This window comes from Rhizobiaceae bacterium (genome assembly GCA_023953835.1).
Taxonomy (GTDB): Bacteria; Pseudomonadota; Alphaproteobacteria; order Rhizobiales; family Rhizobiaceae; genus Mesorhizobium_G.
Genome location: JAMLJB010000001.1, coordinates 3,134,902 through 3,153,288, shown reverse-complemented (window position 1 = coordinate 3,153,288; position 18,387 = coordinate 3,134,902). Strand labels below are relative to the sequence as shown.

Genomic DNA, 18,387 nt, shown 5'->3' with positions numbered 1-18,387 from the left:
TCAGTCCGTCTTTGGCGACAGCATGGCCGAGATTTCGGCTTCCGCTGCCTTCGCACCGTCAACCAGCGCCTCGCAGGCGAAGCGCCAGATGTTGCCGCGCTTCTTCGTCTTGCGCACATGGATTTCCAGCCGGTCGCCGGGAACGACCGGGCGGCGGAACTTCGCATTGTCGATGGTCATGAAATAGACGAGCGACGGCTTATCCGCGCCGGTCGCGTTGATGCAGATCGCACCTGCGGTCTGGGCCATTGCCTCGACGATGAGAACGCCCGGCATCACCGGGTGATCGGGAAAGTGCCCCTGGAAATGCGGCTCGTTGAACGTGACGTTCTTGATGCCGATTGCGGAATCGTCTCCGTTGATCTCAACGATCCGATCCACCAGCAGCATAGGATAGCGATGCGGCAAAAGCCGCAACAACCTTAGGATATCCGCAGCTTCCAGCCTTGCGACAGGTTCATTCATGCGTACCTCCCGATTTGCGACCTGCAAGTTTGCGTATGGCAGAGACCTGCCGGAAGAAGTCACGAACGGGAAGCGCCGGCAGACCAGCCCAGCGCTCGTCATCCGGAATGTTGTCCATGACGCCGGATGCCGCCGCGATCTGCACGCGCGATCCGATGGTCACATGGTCCGAGATACCCACACGCCCCCCCAGCATCACATAGTCTCCAAGCGTCACGGACCCCGACAGCCCGCAATGGCCGGCGATGACGCAGCCGCGCCCGATCTTCACATTGTGCGCAACCTGCACGAGATTGTCGATCTTCGTGCCCTCGCCGATGACCGTATCGTCGAGCGCCCCACGATCCACGGTCGTGTTCGCGCCAATCTCCACATCGTCCTGGATGATGACGCGGCCCAATTGCGGCATCCGCTCCGGCCCCTTTTCGCCGAAGACGAAGCCGAAGCCGTCCTGTCCGATCTGCGCCCCGCCATGAATGGTGACGCGGTCTCCGATGAGCGCATAGCGGATGGAGACATTCGAGCCGACATATCCGTCGCGGCCGATCTTGCAGCCCTCACCGATGACCGCATTCGGCGCGACCACCGTTCCTGAACCGATGGCGGCACGCGGACCGATCACTGCTCCGGCCTCGACGATAGCGCCACTTTCTACGATCGCAGACGGGTCGATGTGAGCGAAGGGCGAGATACCTGTTTCGCCGGTCGCGGGCGCAGGCATGGCAGACGACGGAAAAAGTGCGCGCCCGATCCGGGCGAAGGCCAGTTGAGGCCGTTTGTGCGGGATGGCGACCACGCCTTCCCGGACATCACCAGCCAGTTCCGGCGGACAAAGAACCGCAGCCGCATGCAGCGTCTGGAGCAGGCCGGCATGCTTGCGGCTTTCTACAAAGACCAGCTTTCCTGCGCCTCCGACCTCGATCTGGGCCAGTCCGTCGATCTCGATATTGGGGTCCTGCGTGCTGGACAGCTCGACACCGACGAGCCGCGCCGCATCACCCACGGTGAAGCGCCGCGATGGAACAAAAAAATCGGTGGTCATGCGAGCCCGTGGTCCGGCGGGCGCTTTCGCGCCCGCGTTCTAGAACTTGGTGGAAACGCCGAAGCTGAATTCCTGCACCTGGTCGTAGTCTTCCTTGGCGACCGGGATCGCGTAGTCGACGCGCAACGGCCCGAATGGAGAAGCCCACAGCAGCCCGAAGCCGACCGACGCGCGCCACTGCATGTCGTCGCCCTGAACATTTACGCCTGCGACCTGAATATCGCTGCCGTAAAGCGTCGCCGCATCGGCGAACACCGCGCCGCGCATGCCGAGCCCCTCGGGCACCAGCGGAAGCGGGAATTGCGCTTCCAATGAAGCGTTCAGGTAGGTCGTACCGCCAAGATGGTTCTCTTCCGGATCGTCGACATTGGCGTCATAAGGACCGATGCCATTGTAGTCGAAGCCGCGGATGATGCGGTTGTTGCTCTTGAACTGGTCGAAGATGCGCAATCCATCGTCGCCATTCGCGGAAATGTGCCCGCCCCCGATCGAAGCAAGGCCGACAATGTCCATCTCTTCGCTGAGAGTCTTGTATGCCGTGCCACGCGCCGTCAGCTTGAGGTAATCGGCATCGCCGCCCAGACCGGCATATTCCGTCGTGAACGTGCCATAGAGACCTTCATGCGGGTTCTTTTTGTCGTCAATCGTATCGTAGACGACCGTGCCGCTGACCGAAGACCGGACCCAAGGTGATTCGTCTATCGCCTGGATAACGGCCTGCGAAATGTTCGGAAGACAGCTCGGGTCAGGGATCCCGTCGCCATTGGCATCGCAGGTATCGCGATAGTCGTATTCTTCCTGCGAGTAGGTATAGGCGAGCTGAGTCGAGATCGACTCAGTGATCGGCAGGCCGAACCGGATCGTTCCACCCGTCTGCTGGCTTTCATAGTAACTGTAGCGCCGGGTGGTTCGGAAAATATCGAAGCCGGCAGAGATGCGGTTCCCGAGGAAATATGGCTCGGTGAACGAGAACATGAAATCCTTCGAATTTTCGCCGCCGCCCGCCGAAATGCGGATGAACTGGCCGCGTCCCAGGAAGTTGCGTTCGGTAATCGAACCTTCGATGGTCGGACCGGAGGTTTCGCCGCCGGTCGAATAACCTGCGCCGACCGCGAACTCGCCTGTCGATTTCTCGACGACATCCACGATCAGCACCACCTGGTCGGGCTGCGAGCCAGGCGCAGTCGCCACATCGACCTTCTGGAAATAATCGAGCTTTTCGAGGCGGCGCTTGGCGCGCTGGATCAGGACCTGGTTGAAGGCGTCACCTTCACTGATGTCGAATTCGCGGCGGATGACATAGTCGCGCGTGCGGTCATTACCCCGGATTTCGATACGTTCCACATAGGCGCGCTGGCCCTGGTCGATCGTGTAGACGACATCGATGGTATGGTTCTCGAAGTTGCGGTCGCCGCGCGGCGTCACCTGCGCAAAGGCATAGCCGCGACCCGCGACAGTCTCGGTCAGAGCGATGATAGTGTCCTCGACGTCCTTGGCGCTGTACCAGTCGTTGGAGCGCGTTTCGACGACCGAGTTCAGGGAATTGGCATCGATCTCGGGGATGCTGCTTTCGACGCTGATATTGCCGAAGCGATAGCGCTCTCCCTCTTCCACCGTGATGTTGATGGTGTATTCGTTGTTCGCCTCGTTCAGGTCCGCCGTTGCCGAAATGACCTGGAAATCGGCATAGCCGCGATTGAAATAGAAGCGGCGCAGCGCTTCTTCATCCGCGCGAAGGCGATCCTCGCTATAGATATCGTCGCGGAACAGGAAGGAAAGATAGCCCGACGCCTTGGTTGAAACGACCTGCGCGAGGCGGCGGTCGCTGTAGGCATTGTTGCCGTTGAAATTCACGGCGGCGATCTTGGTGCGACCGCCTTCATTGATCTCGAACAAGACGTTGACGCGGTTGTTGCCGAGGTCCACGACCTGGGTCCGCACCGTGGCGTCATCGCGCCCGACGGCCGCATATGCATCCTTCACCGTCTGCGCATCGGATTCGAGTTGCGCACTGGAGAACGCCGAACGCGGCTTGGTCTGAACCGAATTGGAAAGCTGAGCGTCCTTGATCTTCTTATTGCCCTGGAACAGCACCTGATTGACGATCTGGTGCTCCGAGACCTGGACGATCAATGTCGAGCCGGACTGGTTGATCTTGACGTCGGAATAGAGACCCGTGGCAAAAAGACGCTTCACGGCCTCGTCGATCTCATCGCTCGTCACGTTCTGGCCGGGAGCGATTCCGATCTGGCTGCGAACTGTTGACGCATCGATTCCGGCGCTGCCGCGCACTTCGATGTTCCTGACAACCGCTGCATGGGCTGCAGATACGGTCACCAACTCCGCAACAACTGCGCCAGGAAGCACAAGAGCGGTGGACATCGCCACCGCAGACGCGGCGCTAAGATAACGAGTACGTGCCTTCATCGGGCTTTATTACCTTTTTTTCTCGAAGTCCCCACGGCGAGAAAACCGGACTTTCAGGGATTCCCACTCTCGTAATAGCGAGATTTTCCCTACACGCAAGGCTCCCGGTTAATTTCGATTTACTAAGCACCGATGCGTGGCAATCGCGTCACGCCTATCTCGAGAGTATGGTAAATACACGGTCAATTTTCAGCGATTTTGATCTATTCACGGGTCGTGAGGTGCGAAAATCGGGACTCGCGCCGGTCACTCGCCCATCGCCGCCTTGACCGCAAGAATGGCGTCATTTGCTTTCGATGCGTCGGGGCCGCCGGCTTGCGCCATGTCTGGACGCCCGCCGCCGCCCTGTCCGCCGAGCGCGGCGGAAGCCACGCGCACCAGATCGACTGCGCTGAACCGCGCCGTCAGGTCATCCGTGACGCCGACCACCACGCTCGCCTTGCCATCGGCCTCGCCAACCAGAACCACGACGCCGGAACCCAGCGCCTTCTTGCCCTCGTCGGCGAGCGATTTCAGGTCCTTGGGCGCAACGCCGGCCACCGTCCTGCCGAGGAAACCGACTCCTGCGACCTTTTCCGCCTCGCTGACCCCGTCGGCCTTGGCCGCGCCGCCCATGGCCAACTTCTTGCGCGCGTCGGTCAGTTCTCGCTCAAGTTTCTTTCGCTCGTCGAGCAGCGATTCGACGCGTGACAGCACGTCGCCCGGAGCGACCTTGAGCGCGGCGGCGACAGCCTTCAGGCGCTGGTCCTGCTCATCGAGATGCTTGCGCGCGGCAACTCCGGTCAGCGCTTCGACACGGCGAACGCCCGCCGCGACCGCACCCTCGCCGACGATGCGCACCAGGCCTATGTCACCGGTCGCGGATACGTGCGTTCCGCCGCACAACTCGACCGAATATGGCCGATTCGCCTTTGCTCCATGCAGCCCGGTTCCCATCGACACGACGCGGACCTCGTCGCCGTATTTCTCGCCGAACAGCGCCATCGCGCCCTCCGCAATGGCGTCGTCGACGCTCATCAGGCGCGTAGTCACCGGCGCGTTCTGCACAATGATCTCGTTTGCGAGTTCCTCGACGCGCTCAAGCTCCTCGTGACTGATGGGCTTCGGATGCGAGAAGTCGAACCGCAGGCGGTCCGGCGCGACGAGCGATCCCTTCTGCGCGACATGGGTGCCCAGCACCTCGCGCAGCCCCTCATGCAGCAGGTGCGTGGCCGAATGGTTCGCGCGCAGGCGCGAGCGGCGGTCATGCGCCACCTCAAGCTCGACGGCGGCGCCCGTCCTGATCGCGCCCTTTGTCACCTTGCCGAGATGGACGAACAGTCCGTCGGCCTTCTTCTGCGTATCGGTGACGGCGAAGCGGAACCCCTCGCCGGAAATCGTCCCGGTGTCGCCCATCTGGCCGCCGGACTCGCCGTAAAATGGCGTCTGATTGACGACAATTGCGGCCTGCGACCCCTCGCCCGCCTCGGCAATCTCCTTGCCGTCCTGAACGATGGCCAGCACGACCCCTTCTGCCTTTTCGGTGTCGTAGCCGAGAAATTCGGTTGCGCCGAGCTTCTCGCGCAGGCCGAACCAGATGGTTTCGGTCGCCGCCTCGCCGGAGCCGGCCCAGTTGGCGCGCGCTTCGGCCTTCTGGCGCTCCATCGCGTCCTGGAAGCCGTCGAGATTGACGGAAATATTTCGCTGACGCAGCGCATCCTGCGTGAGGTCGAGCGGAAAGCCGTAAGTATCGTAGAGCTTGAAGGCGGTCTCGCCGTCCAGCATGTCGCCGGATTTCAACGTCGCGGTCGCGTCCTCGAGCAAGCCGAGACCCCGCGCCAGTGTCTTGCGGAAGCGCGTCTCCTCAAGCTTCAGCGTCTCGGTTATCAGCGCCTCGCCGCGCACCAGCTCAGGGTAGGCCTGCCCCATTTCGCGCAGGAGGGACGGCACCAGCTTCCACATCAACGGCTCGGAAGCACCGAGCAACTGCCCATGGCGCATGGCGCGGCGCATGATGCGCCTCAGCACATAGCCCCTGCCCTCGTTCGACGGCAGAACGCCGTCGGCAATCAGGAAGCAGGACGAGCGCAGATGGTCCGCGATGACGCGGAAGGATGCGGTGTTGTCGCCCTCCGGTCCGCGCCCCAGCGCCGACGCGGTCGCGTCGATCAGGTGGCGGAACAGATCCGTCTCGAAAACGCTCTCGACCCCTTGCAGGATCGAAGCCATGCGCTCCAGCCCCATGCCAGTGTCGATGGACGGGCGCGGCAGGTCGATGCGCTCGTCCTTGGTGACCTGCTCATACTGCATGAAGACCAGGTTCCAGAACTCAAGGAAGCGGTCGCCGTCTTCTTCCGGGCTGCCGGGAGGCCCGCCCCAGATATGTTCGCCCCGGTCGATGAAGATCTCCGAGCACGGCCCACAGGGGCCGGTGTCGCCCATCGCCCAGAAATTGTCCGAAGTCGGGATGCGGATGATGCGGTCGTCGGAAAGGCCCGCGATCTTCTTCCAGTAGCCAGCCGCCTCATCGTCGGTGTGGTAGACGGTGACGAGGAGCTTGTCCTTCGGCAGGGCGAAGTCCTTCGTTATCAGGTTCCACGCCAGCTCGATGGCATGTTCCTTGAAGTAGTCGCCGAAGGAAAAATTGCCGAGCATCTCGAAAAAGGTCAGGTGGCGCGCGGTGTAGCCGACATTGTCGAGGTCGTTGTGCTTACCGCCAGCGCGCACGCTCTTCTGCGCCGTCGCGGCGCGCGTATAGGGGCGCTTTTCAAGGCCGGTGAAAACGTTCTTGAACTGCACCATACCCGCATTGGTGAACATCAGGGTGGGGTCGTTGCGCGGCACCAGCGGGCTTGAAGCGACGACCTCATGACCATTCTTGCGAAAATAGTCGAGAAATGTTGACCTGATCTCGTTGACGCCGCTCATGCACTGACCTTCAAGAAAAACCGCCGGAGAACCGGCGGGAACATTCGACGGTGCTTCTTAGCGGCCCGCTCTATGCCTGTCTAGGAAATCGCTTTGGTCAGGGACCGAACCTGGCTCAGCTTTCGGCTTCGGCGCGCAAGGTGAGATCGGCGGGGGGTAGCGAGACCTCGCGACGCTCGGCAAATTCCGGGACCACATGGTGCAGGATCAGGATGGCGCGCTCGCCGTCCTCGCGTGCAAGCGCGGCCTCCATCTCGGCTATGGACTTGTTGAGCAGCGCGTGGTCGATCATGCGCGGTGAGGCGACGAAATAGCCGTCATGCGGCACCTCCTCACGCACCTCGGACTTGTCGAACAACTCTTCATAGAGCTTCTCGCCCGGGCGCAAGCCGCTGAAAACGATGTCGACATCCGAATAGGGCTTGTAGCCCGCAAGCTGGATCATGCGCTCGGCCAGATGCAGGATGCGCACCGGCTTGCCCATGTCCAGCACAAGGATCTTGCCGCGATCATTGGCGCGGTGCATGGCATGCGACGAGGCGTTCAGCACCAGGCGCACCGCTTCCGGGATGGTCATGAAGAAGCGGATGATGTCCGGGTGCGTAACCGTCACCGGCCCGCCCGCCGCGATCTGCTCCTTGAAGCGCGGCACCACCGACCCGTTCGAGCCGAGCACGTTGCCGAAGCGCACGGTCTTGAAGCTCGTCTTGTCGCTCGCGACATCGAGCGCCTGACAATAGGATTCCGCCGCGCGCTTGGTGGCGCCCATGACATTGGTCGGGTTCACGGCCTTGTCGGTCGAAATCATGACAAAGGAAAGCGCGCTGTTGGCATGCGCCGCGTCGGCGACGTTGCGCGTTCCCAGCAGGTTGGTCTTGAGCGCTTCGAGCGGATTGTCCTCGACGAGCGGCACATGCTTGAGGGCCGCCGCATGAAAGACGATCTGCGGCTGGAACTCCTCGAAGATGCGGTTGACGCGCGCACGGTCGCGCACGTCCAGAATGCGCGCCACGACCGACAATTGCGGATGGCGGTCCCGAAGCTCGGTGTCGAGATTGTAGAGCAGGAACTCGGAATTGTCGGTAATGATAAGCGATTGGGGCCCAAGCATCGCGATCTGACGGCACAGTTCCGACCCGATGGACCCGCCGCTTCCCGTCACCAGAACGATGCGCCCGTTGATCATGGCGGACACGCCCTCGAGGTCGGTCCTGATCTCCGGGCGACCGAGCAGGTCGCCAAGTTCGATTTCCTTTGGCTCCAGAAGCTGGTCGCTCGTCAGCACCGTCGCGGAGGTGCGGTCAGGCAGCCGCATCACCTTCAATCCGGCCGCCGTTCCCGCCTCGACAATCTCGCCGAGACGCTTGCGGGAGAGATTGGGGTCCGCGATGATGAGGTCCGTGGCGGCCTTGCCGCGCGCCTTCAGCAGCGACTGGATCGCCTCCAGATCGGAAAGCTTTCCGCGCACCTTGACGCCCTGCACGATGCGGCCCTTGGCGAAAAGCCCGTCGTCCACGATGGCCAGCACTTTGAAATTGCTTCCGCTGGAACGCCGGGTGGACCGGATGAAGCTCTCCGCCTCGTCGGTCATTCCGAGCAGGATGACGGCGCGCGGATTGCGCCGGTCGCGCAGGATCGCGGAGGGCATTGCCATGCGCTCGACGAGCAGCCGATATGCAAAGCGCGAGGCGGCCATGCCGCCGATCATGAAAAACGTGGTCAGGACCGGCACGGAGCGCGGCACGTTCTGGCCGCGAGACACGAGGAATGCGCCGACCGTGTAGATGGCGACGGCCACGATCACCGCCTTGATGATCTCCAGCAGGTCCGGGATCGAGACATAGCGCCACGAGGTGCGGTTGATCCGGAACACATAAATGCAAATGGCGCTCAAGCCGACAAACGCCGCCACCTTCTGCGGGAAGCTCGGAATCCAGGACAGGTAGTTGGTGTTGTAGGCAACAGCGAATGCAGCCACGAACGCAATCGCCGCAACGACCAGATCATGCCCGAAGCTGAGATATTGCAGCCAGCCCCGCTGCCGAACATATTGGTATAGCTTCAACATATGCCTGCCTGTCTGATCTGGCGGACCAATATACCTTGTTTAAGCGCTCAACAATATACTACTTCAAGGTCTACCACAGGATGCAGCCCCCGGGGATGCGGTAGTGTTACCTGAGATTGTGTCCTATTCCAGTCGGCCGACCTCCGGCTTCATTCCGACCGTCGTCCGGTCGATAACCTCGCGCAGCGCGAAAGACGAATTGATCTTGGTGACGTGCGGCATGGCCGAAAGCCATTCCTTATGGATGCGCTCATAGTCCTGCAGGTCTTTCACGGCGATGCGCAGGATATAATCGTATTCACCCGACATGAGATGGCAGGACAGCACATTCGGGCAGCGCCGGATCGCCGCCTCGAACTCGGCGAGCGATTTCTCGAACTGGCCCGCAAGCGAGATGTGCACGATCGCCGTCGTCCCGTAGCCGAGCGCCGCATTCGACAGGCGCGCATGATAGCCGCGGATCGCACCGCTTTTTTCAAGGATGTCGAGGCGACGCGAGCAGGCCGATTGCGAAAGTCCGACACGCTCGGAGAGCGCTGCGTTCGACAGCCGCCCGTCGGACTGAAGCGCATCCAAAATTGCGATATCGAGCTTATCCAATGTCATTCGTCGAATGTTATTCGAAAAAGAGCCAGTTTCACGCAAGGAATAACGAATATTAGCCCGTTCTGCAACTGACTTCGCAAAGACCTTCGATGCCTTCTGTGGTCTAATGCGCCTATTCTGGGAAAGCAGGCGAGAAGCCACAGGAGAGCGACATGCGAATTGGGTGCCCGAAAGAAATCAAAAACCATGAATATCGCGTCGGTCTGACGCCCGGTGCGGTGCGCGAATATGTTGCGCATGGGCACGAGGTGATCGTTCAGACCGGCGCTGGCGCCGGCATCGGTGCCGATGACAACGCTTACCGTGCGGCGGGCGCCGCAATCGCCAAGACGGCGGAGGAAATCTTCACCCGCTCGGACATGATCGTGAAGGTCAAGGAGCCGCAGCCGGGCGAATGGGTTCAGCTTCGCGAAGGGCAGATTCTTTATACCTATCTCCATCTCGCTCCCGACCCGGAGCAGACGAAAGGCCTGATCGATTCCGGTGTGACCGCTGTTGCCTATGAGACCGTGACCGACGATCGCGGCGGCCTGCCGCTGCTGGCCCCGATGTCGGAGGTCGCCGGCCGGCTGGCGATCCAGGCGGGCGCAACCGCGCTGCAGAAGGCGAATGGCGGTCGCGGCGTGCTGCTCGGCGGCGTTCCGGGCGTTTTGCCGGGCAAGGTCACTGTTGTCGGCGGCGGGGTCGTCGGCCTCAACGCGGCCAAGATGGCTGCCGGCCTTGGAGCCGATGTCACCATTCTCGACCGCTCCATTCCGCGCCTGCGGCAGCTCGACGACATTTTCAACGGGCGCGTGCACACGCGCTATTCAACGGTTGAGGCGCTGGAGGAAGAATGCTTCTCCGCCGACATCGTCGTTGGAGCCGTGCTCATCCCCGGTGCGGCCGCGCCCAAGCTCGTGACCCGCGAAATGCTTTCCGGAATGAAGAAGGGCGCGGTGCTGGTCGATGTCGCAATCGACCAGGGCGGCTGCTTCGAGACCTCGCATGCGACGACCCATGCCGAACCGACCTATGAGGTCGACGGCATCATCCACTATTGCGTCGCCAACATGCCGGGCGCGGTTCCCGTGACCTCCGCTCACGCGCTGAACAACGCGACGCTGCACTATGGATTGCAGCTCGCCGACAAGGGCATCAAGGCGATCCTCGACGACCAGAACCTGCGCAACGGCCTGAATGTCCACAAGGGCCGCATCACAAATCGCGCGGTTGCCGAAGCGCTCGGCTACGAGGCGGTCGAGCCGAAGGCCGTGCTCGCCGCTGCCTGAGCAGAGCACGACGCATATTGCGCCCGCCTGCTTACCGCAGGCGGGTTTTTCGTGCGCGAGCAAAGCGCGCCAAGCAGCTCAATGAAAAGGAAAATTCGGGAAGGAAGTTGGAGCGGGTGAAGGGAATCGAACCCTCGTATTCAGCTTGGAAGGCTGCTGCTCTACCATTGAGCTACACCCGCCTGGCATCCGGCGCGACAGTGGTGGAGGGGGTTGGATTCGAACCAACGTAGGCTAAGCCAACGGATTTACAGTCCGTCCCCTTTAACCACTCGGGCACCCCTCCATACTGTCTTCCGGAGCCATGCGACGAGGCACGTCATGCATCGTGATCCGACCTCGGCCACGACGCGAAGCGCCTTATGGCGACTGCGTATATGCGTGTCAACCACGGCAGCACATATTCGTCGCCTATTTTCAGCGAATGGCGATATTCGTTCCAATCGAACCGCCGCGCGTGTAGCCATTTCGCCCGAAACTGATACAGCGTTCGGCCAATCAGGAAGCAAACGGCATGAGCGACGACAAGAAGTCCGGAACACCCAAGGACAGCCACTATGCGCGGCTGCGGCGCAAGCATCGCGCCGAGACCGGCGGCCAGCAGCCGCACCGGGCGCGCGCCGCCGTTCCCGGCGGGCCGGTACCGACCGGGCTGGTCCACATTTACGGGCTGCATTCGGTGCGGGAGGCTATCGCCAATCCTCGACGCCGAATCGAGCGCATGATGGTCACGCGCAACGCGCTGGAGCGGCTCGGGCTGGACGATCCATCCGCCCTGCCCTTCGAGGTCAGCATGGTAGATCCGCGCGAGATCGACCGCGTGACCGGCAGCGATGCCGTGCATCAAGGCGCGCTGGTGGAAGCCCGCCCGCTGCAACCGAAACGATTGGAAGAGCTTGGCTCTTCGCCCCTGCTGCTGGTGCTCGATCAGGTCACCGACCCGCACAATGTCGGCGCGATCATGCGCTCGGCGGTTGCCTTCGGCGCGGGCGCGCTCATCACCACCGCGCGCCACAGTCCGCAGGAAAGCGGTGTGCTCGCCAAGGCTGCTTCCGGGGCGCTCGAACATATCGACCACATCGAGGTGCGCAATCTGGCCGAGGCGCTGGAAGCGCTGCACGACTCCGGTTTCCAGACGATCGGGCTCGATTCCGACGGTCCTGGGGAGCTGGAAGAGACCTTTGCGGGCGGCAAGATCGCGCTTGTGCTCGGCGCCGAGGGCAAGGGCCTGCGGCAAAAGACGCGCGAGACAGTCTCGGCGCTGGCGCGGCTCGACATGCCGGGCGCGATCCGTTCGCTGAACGTATCGAACGCTGCCGCAGTCGCGCTCTACGCGGCGCGGAAGCATCTTGCCTCAGCCTAGCGCTACGCCACCGTGTGACCGGCCATCAATTCCAGCGCCTTCACCAACCCTGAATGATCGTCCCTGCCGCCGCCATTGGCCGCGCAGGCATTGAAAAGCTGTTGCGTGGTCGATGTGTTCGGCAGCGCCACGCCAAGCGAACGCGCGCCCTCCAGAGCAAGATTCAAATCCTTGCGGTGCAGGTCAATGCGGAAACCGGGATCGAAGGTGCGCTTGATCATGCGTTCGCCGTGCACCTCCAGGATGCGCGATGTGGCCAGCCCGCCCATCAGCGCCTGTCGCACCTTTGCTGGGTCCGCGCCCGCCTTGGCGGCAAAGACCAGCGCTTCCGCAACCGCCTCGATGGTCAGCGCGACGACAATCTGGTTGGCGACCTTGGCCGTCTGCCCTGCCCCGACCGGCCCGACCAGCGTGATGTTCTTGCCCATCTTTTCGAGCACGGGGAGCGCGCGCTCGAACACGTCCGACCTGCCGCCGCACATGATCGAAAGGCTGGCGGCCTTTGCGCCGACCTCTCCACCGGAAACCGGCGCATCGAGATAATCCGCAGCCAATGCCTCGACCTTCCCGCCAAAGACCTTCGTCTCGATGGGCGAAATCGAACTCATGTCGATGACGAGCTTACCCGTCGCGAGACCGGCGGACAGACTGTCCTCGCCGCCAAACAGAACGTCGGCGACATCGGGCGTGTCGGGCACCATGGTGATGACAATATCCGCCGCCTGCGCGACCGCCTTGTTGCCGGTCACGGCCTCCAGCCCTTTTGCCAAGAGGTCGGCGCGCGGCTTGCCGCGATGATCGGACGTGACGACGCGATAGCCCGCGTCGAGCAGATGGCCGGCCATCGGGCCGCCCATGATGCCGAGGCCGATGAATCCGATGGTTTCCTTACGCGTCGCCATCACGCAGCCGCCTTTCCTGCCACGTCCCGGAACCAGCCCAGCCCCTCGACTGTGCCGCTCTTCGGCTTATATTCGGCCCCGATCCACCCGGAATAGCCGATGCGGTCGAGATGCGCGTAGAGGAAGGGATAGTTGATTTCTCCCGTGCCCGGCTCGTGACGTCCGGGATTGTCGGCGATCTGGATATGGGCAATGCGCGACAGGTGCTTCTCTAGCGAGCGCGCGAGGTCGCCCTCCATGATCTGCATGTGATAGATGTCGTATTGCAGGTAGAGGTTGTCGGACCCGACCTTGTCCATCAAACCCAGCGCCTGACGGCTGGTCCTCAGGAAAAAGCCGGGAATGTCGAGCGTGTTGATCGGCTCGATCAGCAGGCGGATACCCGCTTCTTTCAGCCTCGGGGCTGCGTAGCGAAGGTTCTCGACAAAGACGTTTTCAAGAAGGGATGCATCGATTCCCGCCGGCGCAATGCCTGCAAGGCAATTCACCTGATTGCAGCCGAGCGCTTTCGCATAGGTGATCGCGGTGTCCACGCTCCTGCGAAATTCGTCGATGCGATCCGGCAGCACCGCAATGCCGCGCTCGCCAGCCGCCCAATCGCCCGGCGGCAGGTTGAACAGCACCTGCGTCAGCCCGTTGCGCTTCAGCCGTTCGGCCACGATTTCGGGCGAATGGTCATATGGCCCGACATATTCGACACCCTTGAAACCGGCTTGCGCGGCGGCGTCGAAACGGTCGAGAAAATCGTGCTCGCCGAAAAGCATCGAAAGATTTGCCGAGAATTTTGGCATGTATTGCTTCCCTTTTTCAGTCGAGCATCATGATGGCGGTGGGCGCGTCCTCGTTGCGCTCCGCCAGTTCCTCGAACTCGACGATATTATCTATTTCCGTGCCCATCGAAATGTTGGTCACGCGCTCAAGGATGAACTCGATAACCACCGGAACCTGATGTTCCCTGACGAGCCGCCGCGCTTCCCGGAAAGCCGCCGCGCAATCTTCCGGCCTGCGCACGCGCAGCGCCTTGCAGCCCATCGCCTCGGCCACTGCGACATGATCGACGCCGTAGCCCGCTTCCGCGTCGTCCCCCGCATTGATGTTCTCAAAGGCGAGGTCGACCTGGAAATCCATGTTGAAGCCGCGCTGCGACTGACGGATCAAGCCAAGATAGGCATTATTCACGAGAACATGGATGTAAGGCAGCTTGTGCTGTGCGCCGACGGCAAGCTCCTCGATCATGAACTGGAAATCGTAGTCGCCCGACAGCGCCACGATGTCGGCGTCGGGACGCGCGGCACGCACGCCGAGCGCGGCGGGCAGGGTCCAGCCGAGCGGCCCGGCCTGTCCGCAATTGATCCAGTTGCGCGCCTTGTAGACATGCAGGAACTGCGCGCCTGCGATCTGGCTCAGCCCGATGGTGGTGACATAGGTTGTGTCACGGCCAAACGCCTTATTCATCTCCTCATAGACACGCTGCGGCTTGAGCGGCACATTGTCGAAATGGGTCTTGCGCTTGAGCGCCTTCTTGCGATCCTGACAGTCGCCGACCCAACCGCTCCAGTCCCGCAGGCGTCCGGCAGCCTTCCATTCGGTAGCGACGTCGAGCAGCATCTTGAGCGCAGCTCCCGCATCGGAGGCAATGCCAAGGTCTGGCGCGAACACCCGACCGATCTGCGTCGGCTCGATGTCGATGTGCACGAATCTCCGGCCCTCGGTGTATTTCTCGACGGAGCCTGTGTGACGGTTGGCAAAGCGGTTGCCGATGCCCAGCACAAAGTCGGACGCCAGCATGTTGGCATTGCCGTAGCGCTGCGAGGTTTGCAGGCCGCACATGCCCGCCATCAGCGGATGGTCGTCCGGGATCGCGCCCCAGCCCATCAGCGTCGGAATGACCGGGATGCCGGCGATTTCGGCAAATTCGGTCAGCAGGTCCTGCGCATCCGCGTTGATGATGCCGCCGCCGGCGACGATCAGCGGACGCTCGGCTTCGTTCAACATGCTAAGGGTCTTTTCCGCCTGAGCGCGCGTCATCGCGGGCCGCGCAATCGGCAGCGGCTCATAGCTGTCGATGTCGAACTCGATTTCAGCCATCTGTACGTCGATGGGCAGGTCGATCAGGACAGGGCCGGGCCTGCCCGAGCGCATGAGGTGAAACGCCTTCTGGAAAGCCATCGGCACCAGATACGGCTCCATGACGGTTACCGCCCATTTGGTGACGGGCGCAGCGATGGCCGGGATGTCGACCGCCTGGAAATCCTCCTTGTTCAGGCGTGCACGCGGCGCCTGCCCGGTGACGCAGAGAATCGGGATGGAATCCGCCGAGGCGGAATAGAGGCCGGTGATCATGTCCGTTCCCGCCGGGCCGGACGTGCCGATGCACAGGCCGATATTGCCTGCCTTTGCACGCGTATAGCCCTCGGCCATATGTGACGCGCCTTCGACGTGCCGCGCCAGGATGTGGCGGATGCTACCCCTGCCCTTCAAGGCCGAATAGAATGGATTGATGGCCGCGCCCGGCACACCAAAGGCGCATTGCACGCCTTCCGCTTCGAGAACGAGAACCGCTGCATCGACTGCCCGCATGCGCGCCATGGCTTCCTCCTAACGCCGGAATTCGGGATGGCCTCAAGCGTCGCGCAGGCCCCCTTCAACGACAACCGGGTTAAATGCTGTTTCATTTTCAAGATTTTCTTGTCAATTCGCCCCTCCCGACCTTGAGGTTAGGGGTTGCGGCGCAACCGCTTTCTTGCTCTTTCGGGATGATAAAGGCCATCGTCAGCAAGACGAAACGGCCCGGAGGAACACGCATGTCCGGCGAGATCAGGCAAAAACACAGCGACCTCGAAGAAGCCGCTCTTTTCTTTCACAAATATCCCGTTCCGGGAAAGCTGGAGATCCAGGCGACCAAGCCACTGGGCAACCAGCGTGACCTTGCGCTCGCCTATTCGCCGGGCGTTGCCGCGCCCTGCCTCGAAATCCACGACAATCCCGCGCTTGCCGCCGAGTACACCGCCCGCGCCAACCTCGTCGGCGTGGTCTCCAACGGCTCGGCTGTCCTCGGCCTCGGCAATATCGGGCCGCTCGCCTCAAAGCCGGTGATGGAGGGCAAGGCGGTCCTGTTCAAGAAATTCGCCGGAATCGACGTGTTCGACATCGAGATCGACGCGCCGGAAATCGACACGATGGTGAGCACGGTCGCAGCACTCGAGCCTACCTTCGGCGGCATCAACCTTGAGGACATCAAGGCGCCTGAGTGCTTCGAGGTCGAGGAACGGCTGAAGGCGCGGATGAAGATACCCGTCTTTCACGACGACCAGCATGGAACCGCGATCATCGTTGCCGCTGCCGTGCTCAATGCGCTGGAACTCGCGGGCAAGGACATCGGCAAGGTCAAGATCGTCAGTTCGGGCGCGGGTGCGGCGGCGCTGGCGTGCCTCAACCTGCTTGTCTCTCTCGGCGCCCGCATCGATAACATCTGGGTCACCGACCGCTTCGGCGTTGCCTACAAAGGCCGCACCGAAGAGATGGACCGCTGGAAAGACCCCTATGTGAAGGACACCGACAAGCGCGTGCTGGCCGATGTCATCGAAGGGGCGGACGTGTTCCTCGGCCTCTCGGCGGCGGGCGTTCTCAAACCGGAACTTCTGGCCGGCATGGCCAAAAACCCGCTTATCCTGGCGCTGGCGAACCCGACGCCGGAAATCATGCCTGAGGTGGCGCGCGCCGCCCGCCACGACGCCATGATCTGCACGGGCCGCTCCGATTTTCCCAACCAGGTCAACAATGTGCTCTGCTTTCCCTATATTTTCCGGGGCGCACTGGACTGCGGGGCGAGCGCTATCAATGAGGAAATGAAGATGGCGGCAGTCCGCGCGATTGCCGGGCTGGCGCGCGAGGAACCTTCCGACGTGGCGGCGCGGGCCTATTCGGGCGAAACCCCGACATTCGGACCGAACTACCTTATCCCCTCGCCGTTCGATCCAAGGCTCATCCTGCGCATTGCGCCCGCCGTCGCGCGCGCTGCTGCGGAAACCGGGGTCGCGGCGCGCCCGATTGCCGACATGGACGCCTATATGGACCGGCTGACGCGGTTCGTGTTCCGCTCCGGGCTGGTCATGAAGCCGATTTTCTCCGTCGCCAAGGCGTCGAACGTCAAGCGCGTCATCTATGCCAATGGCGAGGACGAGCGCGTGCTGCGCGCGGCGCAGGTGGTGATCGAGGAAGGCCTGGCGGAGCCCATCCTCATCGGTCGTCCGCATGTCATCAAGGTTCGCTGCAAGCGCTACGGGTTGAGGATCAAAGCGGGCACGGATTTCGAACTCATCAACCCCGAGGACGATCCGCGCTACCGTCACTATGTGGACGAGCTTGTGGAAGCGGCGGGCCGTCGCGGCGTCACCACCGAAGGAGCGCGCACCATGGTGCGCACCGACAATACGGTGATTGCAGCGCTTGCTCTCCGGCGCGGCGACGCGGACGCCATGATCGGCGGGCTGGAAGGCCGGTTCGAGCGGCACTTGCGCAATGTGCGCCTGATCGTAGGCACCCGTCCCGGCATCAAGGACAAGGACCTTTCGGCCCTTTCCATGCTGATCTCGCAGCGGGGTGTGACGTTCTTCACGGACACCTATGTGACGGTCGATCCGTCTGCGCAGGAAATTGCGGAAATGACCGTTCTGGCGGCGGAGGAAATCCGGCGGTTTGGCATCCATCCCAAGGCCGCCCTGCTCTCGCATTCGGATTTCGGCTCACGCGATTCGCCCAGTGCGATGAAGATGCGCGAGGCGGCGGACATATTGAAACGGCTTGCGCCCGACCTCGACTGCGACGGCGAAATGCACGGCGATTCAGCACTTTCGGAAGCGCTGCGCCAACGCGTCTACCCGCACTCCAAGCTCAAGGGTGAAGCGAACCTGCTTGTTTTTCCGAACCTCGATTCGGCGAACATCGCGCTTTCGACGGTCAAGCAGATGATGGATGCGCTGCATGTCGGGCCGATCCTGCTCGGCACAAACAAGCCCGCGCATATCCTCACGCCCTCCGTCACGTCTCGCGGCATCGTCAACATGACGGCGCTCGCCGTTGCCGAAGCCGCACAGAAGGCCGAAGCTTCGCTGCCGGGGATATAGCGACCGGAGAATGTAGATCGGTGGTGGCGGGGAATGTGGCTGCGCCCACTCCGGTTCGCTGCATGTGAGAAGTAGCTGCCCCCACTCCGTCTCCGCTTCGCGGATCCACCTCTCCCCCACAAAGTGGGGGGTGAGGAAGGGTGCGGTGGAGATGGCAGGCTCCCTTCCTCTCCCCTGCGAAGTGGGGGAGAGGTGGATCCGCAAAGCGGA

Annotated in this window: 12 protein-coding genes and 2 tRNA genes; 3 read left to right on the top strand and 11 right to left on the bottom strand. The window is 62.2% G+C overall.

The window, feature by feature from the left end:
• From fabZ to M9924_14740, 6 genes are all read right to left on the bottom strand, one after another.
• A complete protein-coding gene (gene fabZ / locus M9924_14765; protein ID MCO5065658.1) occupies positions 1-465 on the bottom strand; it encodes a 3-hydroxyacyl-ACP dehydratase FabZ in 465 nt (154 codons plus the stop codon).
• Positions 458-1,507, bottom strand: a complete 1,050-nt coding sequence (gene lpxD, locus M9924_14760) for a UDP-3-O-(3-hydroxymyristoyl)glucosamine N-acyltransferase (GenBank protein ID MCO5065657.1) — start codon at positions 1,505-1,507, stop codon at positions 458-460. The genes fabZ and lpxD overlap by 8 nt, the downstream gene beginning before the upstream one ends.
• A 39-nt stretch (positions 1,508-1,546) precedes the next feature.
• A complete protein-coding gene (bamA, locus tag M9924_14755; protein MCO5065656.1) occupies positions 1,547-3,934 on the bottom strand; it encodes an outer membrane protein assembly factor BamA in 2,388 nt (795 codons plus the stop codon).
• A 246-nt stretch (positions 3,935-4,180) separates the two neighbouring features.
• Positions 4,181-6,841: an alanine--tRNA ligase gene (alaS, locus tag M9924_14750; protein ID MCO5065655.1), complete on the bottom strand. Its 2,661-nt coding sequence runs from the start codon at positions 6,839-6,841 to the stop codon at positions 4,181-4,183.
• A gap of 115 nt (positions 6,842-6,956) precedes the next feature.
• A complete protein-coding gene (locus M9924_14745; GenBank protein MCO5065654.1) occupies positions 6,957-8,909 on the bottom strand; it encodes a polysaccharide biosynthesis protein in 1,953 nt (650 codons plus the stop codon).
• 123 nt (positions 8,910-9,032) lie between these two features.
• Positions 9,033-9,515 carry an Lrp/AsnC family transcriptional regulator gene (locus M9924_14740; GenBank protein ID MCO5065653.1) on the bottom strand — a complete coding sequence of 161 codons (483 nt, stop codon included), beginning with the start codon at positions 9,513-9,515 and terminating at the stop codon, positions 9,033-9,035.
• 152 nt (positions 9,516-9,667) lie between these two features.
• Here M9924_14740 and ald point away from each other — a divergent pair, with 152 nt between their 5' ends.
• Positions 9,668-10,786, top strand: a complete 1,119-nt coding sequence (gene ald, locus M9924_14735) for an alanine dehydrogenase (protein ID MCO5065652.1) — start codon at positions 9,668-9,670, stop codon at positions 10,784-10,786.
• Positions 10,787-10,894: 108 nt separating this feature from the next.
• On the opposite strand, the gene M9924_14730 is transcribed toward ald, so the two are convergent.
• A tRNA-Gly gene (locus M9924_14730) sits at positions 10,895-10,968 on the bottom strand.
• A gap of 19 nt (positions 10,969-10,987) precedes the next feature.
• Positions 10,988-11,072: transfer RNA gene (locus M9924_14725), tRNA-Tyr, on the bottom strand.
• Between the two features lie 228 nt (positions 11,073-11,300).
• Between M9924_14725 and M9924_14720 the strand changes: the two genes are divergently transcribed.
• On the top strand, positions 11,301-12,149 hold the full coding sequence (locus tag M9924_14720; protein MCO5065651.1) for an RNA methyltransferase: 849 nt from the start codon (positions 11,301-11,303) through the stop codon (positions 12,147-12,149).
• 2 nt (positions 12,150-12,151) lie between these two features.
• Here the strand turns inward: M9924_14720 and M9924_14715 are convergent, their stop codons facing one another.
• From M9924_14715 to gcl, 3 genes are read right to left on the bottom strand one after another with little or no spacing between them, the layout of a single operon-like run.
• Positions 12,152-13,051 (bottom strand): 2-hydroxy-3-oxopropionate reductase, encoded by a 900-nt coding sequence (locus M9924_14715; GenBank protein MCO5065650.1) that lies wholly within the window; start codon positions 13,049-13,051, stop codon positions 12,152-12,154.
• Positions 13,051-13,842 (bottom strand): hydroxypyruvate isomerase, encoded by a 792-nt coding sequence (gene hyi, locus M9924_14710; GenBank protein ID MCO5065649.1) that lies wholly within the window; start codon positions 13,840-13,842, stop codon positions 13,051-13,053. Before hyi ends, M9924_14715 begins: the two co-directional genes overlap by 1 nt.
• 16 nt (positions 13,843-13,858) lie before the next feature.
• Positions 13,859-15,640, bottom strand: a complete 1,782-nt coding sequence (gene gcl, locus M9924_14705; GenBank protein MCO5065648.1) for a glyoxylate carboligase — start codon at positions 15,638-15,640, stop codon at positions 13,859-13,861.
• Positions 15,641-15,855: 215 nt separating this feature from the next.
• Between gcl and M9924_14700 the strand changes: the two genes are divergently transcribed.
• Positions 15,856-18,177 carry an NADP-dependent malic enzyme gene (locus M9924_14700; GenBank protein ID MCO5065647.1) on the top strand — a complete coding sequence of 774 codons (2,322 nt, stop codon included), beginning with the start codon at positions 15,856-15,858 and terminating at the stop codon, positions 18,175-18,177.
• Positions 18,178-18,387 lie beyond the last annotated feature (210 nt).

Coding starts and splice junctions, on each gene's coding strand:
- M9924_14740 (MCO5065653.1), bottom strand. CDS start 9,515: ATGACATTGGATAAGCTCGATATCGCAATTTTGGATGCGCTTCAGTCC.
- M9924_14700 (MCO5065647.1), top strand. CDS start 15,856: ATGTCCGGCGAGATCAGGCAAAAACACAGCGACCTCGAAGAAGCCGCT.
- alaS (MCO5065655.1), bottom strand. CDS start 6,841: ATGAGCGGCGTCAACGAGATCAGGTCAACATTTCTCGACTATTTTCGC.
- M9924_14715 (MCO5065650.1), bottom strand. CDS start 13,051: ATGGCGACGCGTAAGGAAACCATCGGATTCATCGGCCTCGGCATCATG.
- M9924_14720 (MCO5065651.1), top strand. CDS start 11,301: ATGAGCGACGACAAGAAGTCCGGAACACCCAAGGACAGCCACTATGCG.
- hyi (MCO5065649.1), bottom strand. CDS start 13,842: ATGCCAAAATTCTCGGCAAATCTTTCGATGCTTTTCGGCGAGCACGAT.
- M9924_14745 (MCO5065654.1), bottom strand. CDS start 8,909: ATGTTGAAGCTATACCAATATGTTCGGCAGCGGGGCTGGCTGCAATAT.
- bamA (MCO5065656.1), bottom strand. CDS start 3,934: ATGAAGGCACGTACTCGTTATCTTAGCGCCGCGTCTGCGGTGGCGATG.
- gcl (MCO5065648.1), bottom strand. CDS start 15,640: ATGGCGCGCATGCGGGCAGTCGATGCAGCGGTTCTCGTTCTCGAAGCG.
- ald (MCO5065652.1), top strand. CDS start 9,668: ATGCGAATTGGGTGCCCGAAAGAAATCAAAAACCATGAATATCGCGTC.
- fabZ (MCO5065658.1), bottom strand. CDS start 465: ATGAATGAACCTGTCGCAAGGCTGGAAGCTGCGGATATCCTAAGGTTG.
- lpxD (MCO5065657.1), bottom strand. CDS start 1,507: ATGACCACCGATTTTTTTGTTCCATCGCGGCGCTTCACCGTGGGTGAT.